Raw genomic sequence first — 13,858 nt, 5'->3', positions numbered from 1 at the left:
CCCCCAGAGGCGGGTCTTGGCCAGTCCGACCGTGACCGCGGACGGGCCGACGGCCTCATTTGGCTGATTTTCCGCGCTCACGATAGACAACCCCTTGAAACCTGGCGCGATTGATAAGCAGCTTCGGCCCCTTCCGCCAGAATCCGTGAACCAAACTTGTCGATATTCCACCTCGCGCACCTCTCGGACCTCCACCTGCCGCCGCCCAAGGGCGCGTTCGGCTGGCGGGACCTGCTGTCCAAACGGCTGCTGAGCCGGATCGCCTGGCGCCGCAAGCACCGCGAGCACCGGCCCGAGGTCCTGGCGGCGGTGATCGCCGACCTCAAGGCCCACGCTCCCGACCACATCGCCATCACCGGCGACCTGACCAACTACGCCTCCCTGGCCGAATACGAGGCCGCCCGCGTCTGGCTGGAGGCCCTGGGTCCGGCCCACGAGATCACCGTCAGCCCCGGCAATCACGACGCCCTGGTCGGCGCCAAGGGCGGCGACTCGTTCGCCGCCTGGACGCCCTGGCTGGGCGACGACGGCGCGGCGACCTTCCCCCAGGTGCGGGTGCGCGACGGCGTGGCCCTGTTCAACCTGTGCTCGGCCGTGCCCACGGCGCCGCACCTGGCCACCGGCCGGCTGGGCCAGGCGCAGCTGGACCGCCTGGACGCCCTGCTGGGCGATCCGGCCTATCGCGACGCCTTCCGGGTGCTGTTGATCCATCACCCGCCCGTCCCGGGCGCGGTGGCCCGGCGCAAGTCGCTGGAGGACCTGGACGCCCTGCGCGCCCTGCTGGCCCGCCACGGCGCCGACCTCGTCCTGCATGGCCACGCCCACGAGGCGATGGTGTCGACGGCGCCCGGCCCCGACGGCGCGATGATTCCCGTGCTGGGCGTGCCCTCCGCCTCGGCCCTGGGCGAACGCGGCCACCCGGCGGCGCGTTGGCACGGGGTCGAGATCGACCGGCAAGCCCATGGCGGGATCGAGGTCAGGCTGGTGGCCCGCGGGCTGGATCCCAGGACCGGCCAGACGGGCGAGCTGGGCCGCTATGTCCTGATTCAGGCCGGCCGTCCCGATCGATCGACCGCCCAGCGTCCATAGGGCTTTTTCACCGCCGAACCGAAGCCGACGGCGCGGATCGTGCTTCCATGGAAAAGGCGGCGTCCCTATTGTATGAGCGACGGCGGCGAACGCCCGGAGGCGAGGCCGACATGACCAATCCCACCGCTGAGACTTTCGGCTTCCCGCGCACCAAGGTGGCCGAGACCGAGAGCTGGCTGGTCCTGGTGCGGCCCAAGCAGCCGACATTTGGGTCCCTGGTCCTGATATGCAAGGAATCGGTCGAGGCCTTCTCCCAGCTGAGTCCCGCCGCCTTCGCCGATCTCAAGACGGCGACCGACGGTGTCGAGCGGATGTTGGGCAAGGTCGTGGCCTACGAGAAGATCAACTATCTGATGCTGATGATGGTCGACAAGGACGTGCATTTCCACGTGATCCCGCGCTACGCCGGGACGCGCGAGCATGAAGGCCTGGTCTACGCCGACGCCGGCTGGCCCGCCGTTCCCGCCCTGGGATCGACCGTCGATCTGGACCTGGACGCCGCCGAGCGGCTGGCCCGGACCCTGGCCCAGGCCTGGTCGGCCGCGTGAAGAAGCCCATCCCCACGCCGCACGGCACGTCGCGCTTCCGGCTGATCGACGCCTATCTGCTGCGCCTGCTGGTCTGGCCGATCGTCGGCTGCCTGGGCGTGACGGTGGTCGCCCTGCTGCTGGAGCGCGTCCTGCGCCTGCTGGACGTGTTGTCGCAAAGCAGCGCCCGTTTCGGCTACGTCACCGCGCTGGCGGCCAACCTGGTGCCGCACTATCTGGGCCTGGCCCTGCCCGTGGCGTTCTTCGTGGCGCTGTTCATCGTCATCACCAAGCTCAGCGACGGTTCGGAGATCGACGCCCTGCTGGCCAGCGGCCAGTCCCTGACCCGGGTGGCCGCGCCGTTCATCTCCGTCGGCCTGTTCCTGATGGTCTTCAGCCTGATCGTCTTCGGCTACATGCAGCCCTACAGCCGCTACGCCTATCGCGCGGTGATGCACGAGGCGATCAACGCCGGCTGGAACGGCAAGCTGAACGGCGGCTCGTTCATCGACCAGCCAAAGCTGCTGATGACCTCCGACGGCGCCGACGCGGCCGGTCAGCAGCTGAACCGGGTGTTCATCCGCCGGTTGGACGCCGCCGGCCGCGAGGAGGTGATCACCGCCGCCACCGCCGACCTGCGCTCGGCCATCGACGGCAAGAACGTCACCATGCTGCTGCGCAAGGGCCAGCGGATCGGCATCGACGCCCGCGGCGAATACCGCATCCTGGTCTTCGACCAGTTCACCACCAACGTGCCCCTGGCCGGCGCGGCCGCCCTGCTGCGTAGCCGCGGCGGCGACGAGCGAGAACTGACCCTGGGCGAACTGGCCCGTCAGGCGCGGAGCCCCAACCCGGTCGTGCCGCGCTCGACCCTCCTGGCCGAGCTGTACGGCCGCCTGGCCCGGGCCGCCTTCCTGCCCTTCCTGCCGCTGCTGGCCTTCCCGCTGGGCCTGGCCGCCAAGCGCGGCAACCGCACCCCCGGCCTGATCATCGCCGGCGTGCTGCTGCTGGCCTTCCAGCACAGCCTGCAACTGGGTCAGAGCCTGGCGGAATCGGGCAAGGCCATGCCGCTGGCGGCGATCGGCGTCCCGTGGCTGATCTTCACCGGTCTCAGCCTCTGGATGTTCATCGGCAGCCGCAAGCGGCCCGGCCAGACCCCGGTGACCGAGCTGATCCGCCGCTTCGGCGTCGGCATCAAGCGCTTCCGGCGGATGTTCCGGGATAGGTTCGAGCAGGCCGACGCATGAAGATCCAGCTCTATGTCCTGCGCACGGTCGGCATGCGCGTGCTTGGCGCGGCCCTGATCCTGTTCTCGATCCTGCAGATCCTCGACCTGCTGGAAGTGACCACCGACATCCTGGACCGCGGCCTGGGGACGGCCGGGGTGCTGTACTACGCCGCCCTGCGCTCGCCGCGGCTGATCGAGCAGGTCGCCCCGATCGCCACCCTGGCCGGCGGGCTGTTCGCCTTTTCGCAGCTGGCCCGCGAAAGCGCGATCATCGCCATGCGCGCCACCGGCATCTCGGCCTATCGCATCGTCGGCATGGCCCTGCCCGTCGTCTTCCTGGTGATGGCCGTCGATTTCGGCTGCGCCCAACTGGTCGCCCCGCGCACCGATCCGGTGCTGGCCGACTGGTGGCAGGCCACCACCCCGGTCGCCGAGCGCAAGGTTCCCGGCCCGCGCAGCTTCCGGGCCGGCGACGACCTGGTGATCGCGGCCGGCGCCTCGGCCGACGGCGGAACCCTGAACGCGGTGAAGGTTTACCGACGCGACAAGGCCGGCCGGCTGATCGAGCGCATCGAGGCGCCGTCGGCGACCTACGCCCGCGACGGCGGCTGGACCCTGGTCAGTCCCGTCATCGCCCGGTTCGAGGGCGAGCAGGTCAAGGTCACGCCCGCCGCCCGCATGAACTGGCCCTCGCCCCTGCACCGCCAGGACGTCCAGGCCCTGTTCGCCGACAGTCCCGTGCCGACCGCCGCCACGGCCCGTCGCGCCCTGCTGGACGGCGGCGGCGACCGACCGACCAGCTTCTACGAGACCCGCCTGCTGGCCGCCTTCGCGGGACCGGTGGCGTCCCTGGTGATGTTGCTGCTCAGCGCCCCGGTCGCCCTGGCCAATTTCCGCAGCGGCCAGGGCGCGGTGCTGCTGACCGGCGGCCTGGCGGCCGGCCTGGTCTTCCTGGTCGTCAACGGCCTGCTGTCCGCCCTCGGCGAAGGCGGTTCGCTGTCGCCCGTCCTGGCCGTCTGGGGCGGCCCCGTCATCTTCGCGGCCCTCGCGATCTACGCGCTCGTTGTCCTGGAGGGCTGAATGCCGTTCGACACCACCGATTCCGACCTCACCATCGTCCCCGTCGGCTCCAAGGCCGAGCTGAAGCGGTTCGTCAACCTGGCCAACCGGCTCAACGCCAAGGACCCCAACTGGGTCGTGCCGCTGATGTACGAGCGGATGGCGGCCCTGACGCCCAAGACCAACCCGTTCTTCCAGCACGCCGACGTGCAGATGTGGCTGGCGGTGCGGAACGGTCGCGACGTGGGCCGGATCAGCGCCCAGATCGACCACCTGGCCACCGAGGAAGGCACGGCCAAGACCGGCAATTTCGGCATGATCGCCGCCGAGGACGATCCGGCGATCTTCAGCCTGCTGTTTCGCACCGCCGAGGACTGGCTGAAGGCCCGCGGCTGCGACCGGGCCCTGGGTCCGTTCAACCTGTCGATCAACGAGGAGGTCGGCCTGCTGGTCGACGGCTTCGACACCAAGCCGATGGTGATGATGGGCCATGACCCCCGCTACACCGCCGCGCGGGTCGAGGAGCAGGGCTACGTCAAGGCCAAGGACGTCTACGCCTATGTCTGCGATCCCCGCGCCGCCCTGCCCCCCGTGGTGGTCCGCCGGATCAAGCGCGGCCTGCCCGAGGGCGTGACCCTGCGCCAGCTGGACATGAGCCGCTACGACGAGGAGGTCAAAGCCCTGACCGGCATCCTCAACGACGCCTGGTCGGGCAACTGGGGCTTCGTGCCCACCACCGAGGCCGAGACCGCCCAGCTGGGCAAGTCGCTGAAGGACGTGCTCGACAAGCGCCTGATCCTGTTCTCCGAGATCGACGGCGAGCCGGCCGGCTTCATCGTGCTGCTGCCCAATGTCAACGAGGCGATCGAGGGCCTGAACGGCAAGCTGCTGCCGTTCGGCTGGGCCAAGCTGCTGTGGCGGCTGAAGGTCAAGCGCGTGAAGTCGATCCGCATCCCGCTGATGGGCCTCAAGCGCAAGTTCGCCGACACCCTGCGCGGCCAGGTCGTGCCGTTCCACCTGATGAACGCCGGCCGCGACGCCGGGCTGGCCCTGGGCTACGACAAGTTCGAGTTCTCGTGGATCCTGGAGGACAACGCGCCGATGCGCCGGATCTCCGAAGCCATGGGCGCGGAGATCTACAAGACCTATCGGATCTACGAGAAGGCGATCTAGGGCCGTGGCGGCCCCCTTCCAGGCCCTGGTGCTGGCCGGCTCGCGCGGCGGGGTCGATCCGGTCGCGCAGTACGCCGGCGTCAGCCAGAAGGGCCTGATCGCCCTGGGCGGCCGGACCCTGCTGACGCGGGTGCTGGAGGCGCTGGACCAGGCCGGCGTCGAGCGCATCGGCGTGTCGACCAACGACGCGGCCCTCGAGGCGGCGTTGGCCGGCGAGAAGACGCGCGCGGCGGTGTCGCGCCTGCCTTCGGCCGCCGGCCCCAGCCAGAGCGTCCACGACGGCGCCCAGGCCATGGGCACGCCGCTGCTGGTCACCACGGTGGACCACGCCCTGCTCCGGCCCGAATGGGTGACCGACTTCATGGCCGACACCCCGGCCGACGCCGACATCGCCGTCCTGCTGGGCGAGGAGGCGCTGGTCCAAGCCGCCGCCCCGACGACCAGGCGCACCTATCTGGCCTTCCGCGACGGCCGCTATTCGGGCTGCAACCTGTTCTACCTGAAGACCCCGGCGTCCCTGCGGGCCATCGACCTGTGGCGCACGGTCGAGAAGCATCGCAAGCGGCCATGGAAGATCGCGGCCCTGTTCGGCCCGGTCATGCTGGCGCGCTACCTGCTGGGCCTGATGACCCTGGACGAGATGGTGGCGCGGATCGGCCGCCTGGCCGGGGTCAAGGCGGCCGCGGTCCGGGCCCGGCACGGCCTGGCGGCGGTGGACGTCGACAAGCCGGCCGACCTGGACCTGGTGCGGTCGATCGTCGAGGGGTGAGCCCTCGCGTCAGCTCGAGCCTTCGCCCGTGTCGCCGCGGTAGAAGACGCCGATGGCCGTGGTCCAGATCACCGCGATGATGGTCGGGATGAAGGCCAGCTCTTGCGGGATCGGGATCGGCGAGTTCGGGATGCCCAGCGACATCAGCCAGATCACGAACGACACCGACGAGATGACGATCGCCCAGACCTGCGGCCGGCCCGTCGCCAGCGAGGTGCTCTTGTAGCGAATGGCGATCGACATCGCCAGGCATGCCGCGGCGATGATGATCAGGAACACCAGCCGCAGGGTGGTGTTGTCCATCGGCGGCAGAACGCCGGTGGCCGCCCCGTAAAGGCCGAGGGCCTCGGCCGGAATCAGTTTCGCCAGCCGCGTGGCCCACCCGTCGGGGGCCGTCGGAACCGATGGCGGGTCGCCGCCGCCCATGGGCAGGCCGTGGACTCTCAGTGACATTGGGTCGCTCCCTCTCTTGTCGTTGAAGACTTTTGATTTTCGAGCAGGGCGCCGTCGTCGCGACCTTCCGACGCGAACTGAGCCATCCACGAGGGGCGTCCTGTCATGAACCTGACCGAACCTTGGAGGCGACGCAATCCTCGATTGCTTTCGCGCAAAGGCGCAATCCAAGGGATTGTTTGGCGATTCGGACACGAAAAACCCCGCCGCCCGGCGCCGCGGAAGCGGCTGGGGCGACGGGGTCCTTGAGGCGCCGAGAGGGGTGTCCGGCGGTTACTTCAGCTTGGCGCTGACCGAAATCCCCACGATGCGCGGCTCGTTGTAGACGGCCGCCATGTAGTTCTCGATGACGCCCTTGAGGTTCTTCTCGTTGGTGATGTTGCGGCCGAACAGGGCCACTTCATAGGCGCCGTTTCCGCCTTCGTAGCCGAGCTTCAGCCCGCCTTCGAAATTGCCCTTCGAGTAGAACTCGTCCGTCTTATAGAGCACGAAGTTCGTATAGCCCTGGACGTTCCAGTCCGTGGCGACGAACAGCTTGCCGTCGGCGCCCACCGGCACGTCGTAGCGGCCCGTGAAGCTGAAGTTGTACTTCGGCGCGTTGGGCAGCGGCTGGCCGTCGATCTGGGCGAAGGTGTTGGCGCCGACCTTGATCGTCGGGTTCTTGACCGTGCAGACCACCACGCCGTTCAGCGCGCAGACCTGGGCGTAGACGCGCTTGTCGTCGATCTCGCTGTGCAGCAGGCTCACGCCGGCCGTCAGCGTCAGATTGGCGACCGGGCGCCACTCGGCGTCGGCTTCCAGGCCGTAGGCCTTGGCCTTGTCGGCGTTGAACAGCACGCCGTTGCCGTTGGAGTCGTTGCCGTTCAGCTGGATGTCCTTGACCTCGTAGGTGAAGGCCGAGGCGTTCAGGCGCAGGGTGTTGTCCAGCAGCGTGCTCTTGAAGCCGGCTTCCCACGACAGGATCGTCTCGGAATTGGCGGTCGTGAAGTCGCTGTTGAACACCGCCGAGCGGCCCTGGATGGTCGGGCCGCGGAAGCCCTTGGCCACGCGGGCGTAGAGGTTCAGGTCGGGATTGACCTCGTAATTGGCCGAGAGGTCCCAGCTGACCTGCTCGTCCGACAGGCGCACGTAGCGGCGGCCAGTATAGGTGGAGACATTGGCGGCGGTGTTGGCGGTCTTGGCCAGGACGGTCTTCTTGGCGTCGTAGGTGTCGCGCAGGCCGCCGGTGACCGTCAGGGCGTCGGTCAGCTTGTAGCTGACCTGGCCGAACACCGCCCACGAGGTGTTGAGGTTGTGCAGCTCAACCCAGTTATTCGGGTTGGTCTTGATGAAATAGGCGCGCTGGAAGAAGTCGGTCGTGTCGCGCGAGTCGAAGTACAGCGCGCCGACCTGCCACTTCAGGCGATCGTCGCCGTTGCTGGCCAGGCGGATTTCCTGGGTCAGCTGGTCGAGGTCGCGGACCTGGCCCATCGACTGGCCGAAACCGATGCCGCCGAAGTTGGCCGCCGCGCCGCCGTCGGTGTCGCCGCGGCTGTAGCCGCTGGTGGTCTCATAGGCGCTGATCGAGGTCAGGGTCACCGGACCGAAGTCGTAGGCGATGTTCAGCGAAGCGCCTTGGGTGTCGTAGGCCTGCGGGTTGTTGTCAGCCTCGTCGAAGGCGACGCTGTCGCGCGGGGCCGACGAGCTGTTCGAGCCCTTCTTCAGGGCGCCGCGCAGGAACAGGGTCGAGGTGCCCTCGTAGTTGCGGGCGTGGGCCGAGGCCAGGACCGTCAGCTGTTCGGTCGGGGTGGCCAGCAGCTGGATCCGCACGTCCTTCTCGTCGAAGCCGCCCATGGCGTTCTTCTTCGGGGTGACGGTGCCGTCGGCGCTGGTCCCGGCGAAGGTGTTGTCGACATAGTCGTCGCGGTGCTGGTAGAGCGCCGACACGCGGAAGGCCAGCTTGTCGGCGACGATCGGACCGCCGATCCCGCCGTCGAAGGTGGTGGTGCCATAGGTGCCGTACGAGGCGCTGGCGCGGCCTTCCAGGGTCTGGGTCGGCCGGTTGGTGTCGAACTTGACGATGCCGGCGGTGGTGTTGCGGCCGAACAGCGAGCCTTGCGGGCCGCGCAGCACTTCCACCTGCTTGACGTCGAACACCGGGTTCGACTTCAGCACCACGTGCTCCAGCACGACGTCGTCCTGGATGATCGACACCGGCTGCGAGGCGCCGAGGTAGAAGTCGATGTTGCCCAGGCCGCGGATGTAGAAGCGCGGGAAGATCCGGCCCGTGGTGCTTTCGGCGTAGAAGCTGGGCACCTTGCCCGACAGCGCCAGGATGTCGCCGCCGTCGGCGGTGACGGCGCGCAGCTGGTCGCCGCCGACCACGGCCACCGAGACCGGCACCTTCTGCAGGTTTTCCGACCGGCGCTCGGCCGTGACCACGATCTCGTCCAGGGCGGTCGAGGACGCCTCCTGGGCGAGGGCCGCCGTCGCGAACGACAGGACCGAGAGACCGGCGCCCAGCAGGAGCGCGCCTTTACGAGCATTGAAACGAGACATTGAACCCCACCCCATTCGTGACAGGAAAACCGAACCGACAAGAGAGAATCGAAAGCGCCGGTCGTTGAGTCGCCGCCGCTTGTAAGGGCCCGCTTACTTCTTTGCGGGCCTGCGGCCTATAGGCATGTTGCATGACAGCGCCATGACAGGCGCGCTCATGGCCGGATGGTCGGATTTTCGGCAGTCGCGGAGGACGCTCGGAGGCGCTGGCGAGGCCGGCCGCGAACGGAGGATAGGTCGGCGCGCTCCCTCATCCGCCCCTCGGGCCGCCTTCTCCCGCAAGGCAGGGCGATCGCATATGGGTTCACTGCCAAAGAAGCTGTCATCCCGGACAAGCCCGGCGAAGCCGGGCGCCGATCCGGGACCGCCGCAAGCGCCTGAGTTCACGCCCCGGTCCCGGATCTTCGCGCTGCTCGCTCGTCCGGGATGACAGTCGTATTTGGGCATTGCGACAGCCGTGCCCAGCAAGGGGAGAAGGATCCGAGACCTACTCCCCGGCCGCCACCCAGGCCGCCGCCAGTTCGCGGTTCTTCGGCAGGTCCTCGGGGAAGTCCATCTCGGCCCACTGCAGGCCCTCGATCGACTGGACGCGGACCACGTCATGCTCCTGGGCGATCTGGTTGATGACGCTGAGGTACCAGCGCTTGAGGCCTTCGGGCGTGCGCAGGGCCTGCTCGACGATGCGGGTGAACAGGGCCGCGCCCTCGGGGTCGAAGCGCAGAAAGCCGATCGACTCGGCGTCGTACTGGTCGATGGTCTTGCCGATGGCCCGCAGGCTGAGGCCTTCGGTCAGCACCTTCATGTCGTCGGCGTCGTAGCCGGCGGCCTTGCGGTCGATGGTGACGGTGATCGGGGCCGGCGGGGCGGCGATCAGGCGCTCGGCGATCGGGGCCTCGAACAGGGTGTCGCCGTTCAGCAGCAGGAAGTCGCCGCGCATCTCGCCGCGCGCCAGCCAGCAGGTCGCCAGGTTGTCGGTCAGGGCGTAGAACGGGTTGAACAGGGTGCGGACCGTCAGGCCCGGAATGTCGAGGCCGGCGACCTCGTGCTCGACGGTGTCGGCGGCGAAGCCGGTCACCACCACCGCCTCGCGGATCCCGGCCTGGGCCAGGTGCTTGAGCTGCCAGTGCAGCACGGTGCGGCCCGAAAGCTCGACCAGGCACTTGGGGCGGGTGTCGGTGAGCGGCGACAGGCGCTTGCCCTGGCCGGCGCTGAGGATGATGGCTTTGGCCGGTTTCGCCACGGGCGTGGTCTCGTCTGTCTGGAAAAGCGAAGAGCGCGAAATAGCGACGACGGGGCGGGCCAACAAGCCCGCCCCGTCGCTTCAGGGCGCCAGATATCAAGTTTCGCCAGGTTGGCGCAAGCACGGCCCCGCCCGCCGGGCGGCGCGGCGAACCTCGACGGTTTCATCGAAGGATCTGGAGCGGGCGATGGGAATCGAACCCACGACATTCTGCTTGGGAAGCAGACGCTCTACCTCTGAGCTACGCCCGCAACGATCGTGATTTCAAGCCGTTAGCGTTCCCGAAGCCGAGCGGCCCGAGGATCGTCTACAGCGTGGCTCACGCAGGCGTTCCGTGGCCGATCCCTTAGCCGGTCTTTCCCGCGCGCTCAAGCTGCTCGATGCGCTTGCGGGTGACATTCGCGGAGTCGATGGAGCAGAGGCTAGGAAATTAAAGTGTGTGTCCACCGCTTTTGGGTGCTTTCTATTTTCGCCAAGAGCGGAAGGCCCCCGCAACAAGGCTTACAAGATACAAAATCAACGCAGACACAATAGAATTTGATATAATTGTCACAAAATACACAACGATAGAAATCTCACCTATCTTTGAAATGGATCTTATCGCCCCGAATACCACACTCAACAACCCAATACCTAAAGAATAAGCTGGTATGTATTTAGACGAACGAATTCTACAACCTAAAATTAATGACAACACGATCAAAACGGGATTGAGGAACGCAGATAGCGGAATTGCAACTATATATTCTAAAATATGCAAGACGACTTCACCCACGAAATCATATTCCAATCATCAAGGACAGGCGTTCCATTACCAAAACCTTGTCCTCTCTAAGAGCCACCAATCCAACCCTAACCGCACCCCCCTTTTTTGTAGAAAAATTTAGATAATCATCGGCAACAATGACACCCTTATCTAAATCTTCTATTCTTAACCGACGCACAAACGGGCCAAAAAAGACAATGAAATCCCCCTCACGTCGGATAGCCACCCCGCCATATCTAAAAAAATTAAAAGTATATAGAACCGCCATCAGCAACATCGCAGGAACAAAAACCATTACACAGACAACCCAAACCCAACCCCACCTATTTGAATGGATAAAATCCAATACTCCATCCGCAAGGACCCACGGCGTAACAATGACAGCAGCGCTCGTCACAAAGGAAAAAATGGAAGTGAGATAAACCACGTTCGGTGAAAAATGCGCGATGGTGTTGTTGTCTTCAACGCCTCGCATTACGCAACGCCTCCGCCTTCAGATTATTTTCAAACTTCTGAGCTTCGGATGCGAACACCCCAGGGATTTGGGACAATGAGCTAAAGCTCGACTTCACAGCTTCGGGCCCATAGACGGCTCCAAGGAAGCCGCCGATCGGAACAAACGCGACCGCGCAGGCTCCAGCCCCGGGGCCACAAAATAGACTTGCCTCGGCGCCGGCCGCAGCACCGACCTCGCCGCCGGCCCATGACAGCCCCTGATCAACGCCTTCCGTCACCACGGCCTTTCCAAGGCTATCGCCCTTGCCCATCTTGCTCACTACATTGGCGCCGGCGTTCAACATTGTGGCGCGCTTTGAGATCTTCCCAAGATCGCTCGCTATCTGGCCGGCACCCGTTTTTTCCGCCACTTTTTCGCCAGCGTCCGCTATTTTGCCGACCAAGTCGCTTGCTGACGACACTTGATCGGCTTGGAGCACGATAACACCGCCATTATCGCTGGAGTTCAAGATGCTGCGGTCCGCGCCAAGCTTGCCGCTTGGGTCCGCCCTGTTTAGAGGATCATTCCCGACATAGGCATACCAGTTCAGCCCGTCGTCGTACCCCGTGGGGTCCGTCTGCATGAACCGCCCCAGGGTCGGGGAATAGGCCCGGGCCTTGTAGTGGTACAGGCCCAGTTCGGGCAGCCAGATCTGCCCCGTGTACTGGAAGAGCCCGCCGTTGAACGCCCCCGGCACGCCGTATTCGTCATAGGTGTTCCTGGTCGTGACCGCGCCCGCGTCGCTGGTGACGGCGATGATCGAGCCCTGGGGGTCGGCCAGCAGCCATTCGGCCGTGGTCGCGGCCCCGGTGTAGCGGGCCAGGGGCTCGTCGGTCCCCAGCCCGTGCACGTAGCGGCGCAGCAGGTTGTTGCCGCCGTCATATTCGCCGATCAAGTTCGGACCGTCGTAAAGATAGCGCGTCACCGCGCCGCCGACCGTGGTCGACTGGTAGAGCCGGCCCAGCGGATCGTAGACCAGGCTCGCCCCTTGCGTCGTGCCGCGCAGGCGGTTCTCGACGTCGTAGACCCAGGTGGTGGCGCCGTCCGAGGTCAGGTTCCCGCGCGCGTCGTCATAGCTGAGCGTGGTCGCGCCGGCGGTGGTCAATTGGTTCAGGCCGTTGGGCGTATAGGCGCGGTTGATCGTAGCCCCCCCGCCCCAGACGTAGGCGTCGTTGCCGGTCGTGCGGCTGGTGACCTGCCCCGCCGGATTGTAGAGGAAGCTATAGGCGACGCTGTCGGCCCCTCCGGGAACCGTCTGGGTCAGGCTCTGCAGGCGCAGGGCCGCGTCGTAGCCGTAGGTGGTGGAGACGCCATTGCCGCGCAGCAGGCTCGTGCGGCGCGCCAGGTTGTCATAGGTCAGCTCCGCGACCTTGTCGGAGGCGGAAGTGCTGCCTGCCCGGCGAATGAACTTCAGGGCGTCGGTGTTGTCGTACTCGTAGGTGACGTAGAAATCGCCCGGCCAGGTCAGCTGTTTGCGGCGCGATCCGGCGTCGTAGTCATAGCTGACCGTTCCCAGCGGCCCCGCCTCCGACTTCAGGCGGCCAAAACCGTCATAGGACAGGGTGATCGTGCGACCGCCTTCGGAGGCCGAGGTCTGGTGGCCGAGATTGTCGTAGCCGTAACTGTAGCTGGCGGCGGCCACGTTCGCCGTGGCCGAAACGATCTTGGTGATCTCCTGATTGAGGGCGTCGAAGGTCCTGGTGATCGTCCGGGCGTCGCGGCGCCGCCGCGAGGTCAGGTTCCCGCTGGCGTCGTAGGTATACTCCTCGTAGTCGGCCGGGTTATGGGCCCCGGCATGCGCCGTGGCCGACGGGTAATAGGTCCGCTTCAGGCGATCATAGGGATCGTATTCATTGAGCGTGGTGTTGCTTTCGCCGTCGGTCTGCGTCTTGAGCAGACCATTGTCGGTATAGGTGTTGGCCCGCTCGACGATCGGCTGGACGTCATAGCCCGCCGTCACCTGCTTGAGCTTGCCGTCGGGGAAGTATTCGTTGCGGGTGATCCGGTCGGGCCCCTCGGTTCCCGCCGTCCCCGCCTTGCAGGCCGGCGTCGTCTGGCCAAACTGCGTGGTGTTCATCCGCACCGCCGTGCATTCCAGCTCGCCCGTGGCGTAGTAGCTGTACTGCGTCAGGGCGTAGGCGGTCCCGCCGGCGCTGGAGGTCTCGCGGATCTTGCGCCCCATGGCGTCGTAGACGATGTCGACCTGCTTCAGCACGTTGAAATTGGCCCAGGCCGACGGCGTCACCGCCTCCGACTGCCAGGCTGGCAGCGTGCCCGTCTCGACGCGGGTCAGGCGTCCGACGGCGTCGTAGGTGTTGCGCGTGGCGCGGAACAGCAGCGATCCGCCGTCGTCGGGATCGGGCGTGATCGCGCCGACCAGTCGTCGCGCCGCATCGTAGCGATAGCCGGTCGTATAGGGGCTGGGCGAGGCTTGCGCCGCGGCGAGCGAGGGCGCGAAGACAGCCAGCATGGTCGTGCCCAGCAGGGCGGCGCCGAGGGTTCGGATCGACATGAGCGTTT

The 13,858-nt window shown here is 66.4% G+C and carries 11 protein-coding genes and 1 tRNA gene; 6 read left to right on the top strand and 6 right to left on the bottom strand.

All coding sequences use genetic code 11. The features are described from left to right. Window positions 1-156 precede the first annotated feature (156 nt). From BM066_RS16445 to BM066_RS16420, 6 genes are all read left to right on the top strand, one after another. A complete protein-coding gene (locus BM066_RS16445; RefSeq protein WP_018062300.1) occupies window positions 157-1,089 on the top strand; it encodes a metallophosphoesterase family protein in 933 nt (310 codons plus the stop codon). Window positions 1,090-1,199: 110 nt separating this feature from the next. Continuing rightward, window positions 1,200-1,637, top strand: a complete 438-nt coding sequence (locus tag BM066_RS16440; protein ID WP_026176594.1) for an HIT family protein — start codon at window positions 1,200-1,202, stop codon at window positions 1,635-1,637. Next, the gene (locus BM066_RS16435; RefSeq protein ID WP_018062302.1) at window positions 1,634-2,863 is read left to right on the top strand and encodes an LptF/LptG family permease; all 1,230 of its coding nucleotides are present in this window, start codon (window positions 1,634-1,636) and stop codon (window positions 2,861-2,863) included. The genes BM066_RS16440 and BM066_RS16435 overlap by 4 nt, the downstream gene beginning before the upstream one ends. Beyond that, complete coding sequence (locus BM066_RS16430) at window positions 2,860-3,924, top strand: LptF/LptG family permease (RefSeq protein ID WP_018062303.1); 1,065 nt, start codon at window positions 2,860-2,862, stop codon at window positions 3,922-3,924. The genes BM066_RS16435 and BM066_RS16430 overlap by 4 nt, the downstream gene beginning before the upstream one ends. Continuing rightward, window positions 3,925-5,076 (top strand): hypothetical protein, encoded by a 1,152-nt coding sequence (locus tag BM066_RS16425; protein WP_018062304.1) that lies wholly within the window; start codon window positions 3,925-3,927, stop codon window positions 5,074-5,076. Window positions 5,077-5,080: 4 nt separating this feature from the next. Beyond that, window positions 5,081-5,845, top strand: coding sequence for a GTP--adenosylcobinamide-phosphate guanylyltransferase (locus BM066_RS16420; RefSeq protein WP_018062305.1), 765 nt, complete (start codon window positions 5,081-5,083; stop codon window positions 5,843-5,845). Between the two features lie 9 nt (window positions 5,846-5,854). Here the strand turns inward: BM066_RS16420 and BM066_RS16415 are convergent, their stop codons facing one another. From BM066_RS16415 to BM066_RS16390, 6 genes are all read right to left on the bottom strand, one after another. Beyond that, window positions 5,855-6,298, bottom strand: coding sequence for a hypothetical protein (locus tag BM066_RS16415; RefSeq protein WP_018062306.1), 444 nt, complete (start codon window positions 6,296-6,298; stop codon window positions 5,855-5,857). Window positions 6,299-6,571: 273 nt separating this feature from the next. Continuing rightward, window positions 6,572-8,836, bottom strand: a complete 2,265-nt coding sequence (locus BM066_RS16410; protein ID WP_018062307.1) for a TonB-dependent receptor — start codon at window positions 8,834-8,836, stop codon at window positions 6,572-6,574. 487 nt (window positions 8,837-9,323) lie between these two features. After that, window positions 9,324-10,076, bottom strand: a complete 753-nt coding sequence (locus BM066_RS16405; protein ID WP_018062308.1) for a phosphocholine cytidylyltransferase family protein — start codon at window positions 10,074-10,076, stop codon at window positions 9,324-9,326. 176 nt (window positions 10,077-10,252) lie between these two features. Next, a tRNA-Gly gene (locus BM066_RS16400) sits at window positions 10,253-10,327 on the bottom strand. A 528-nt stretch (window positions 10,328-10,855) separates the two neighbouring features. Next, complete coding sequence (locus tag BM066_RS16395; RefSeq protein ID WP_018113553.1) at window positions 10,856-11,317, bottom strand: hypothetical protein; 462 nt, start codon at window positions 11,315-11,317, stop codon at window positions 10,856-10,858. Continuing rightward, the gene (locus BM066_RS16390) at window positions 11,304-13,850 is read right to left on the bottom strand and encodes an RHS repeat domain-containing protein (protein ID WP_018062309.1); all 2,547 of its coding nucleotides are present in this window, start codon (window positions 13,848-13,850) and stop codon (window positions 11,304-11,306) included. Before BM066_RS16390 ends, BM066_RS16395 begins: the two co-directional genes overlap by 14 nt. Window positions 13,851-13,858: the final 8 nt, after the last annotated feature.

Source organism: Caulobacter sp. UNC279MFTsu5.1 (genome assembly GCF_900114015.1).
Classification (GTDB): Bacteria; Pseudomonadota; Alphaproteobacteria; order Caulobacterales; family Caulobacteraceae; genus Caulobacter.
This window is presented reverse-complemented; position numbering and strand designations above follow the sequence as displayed.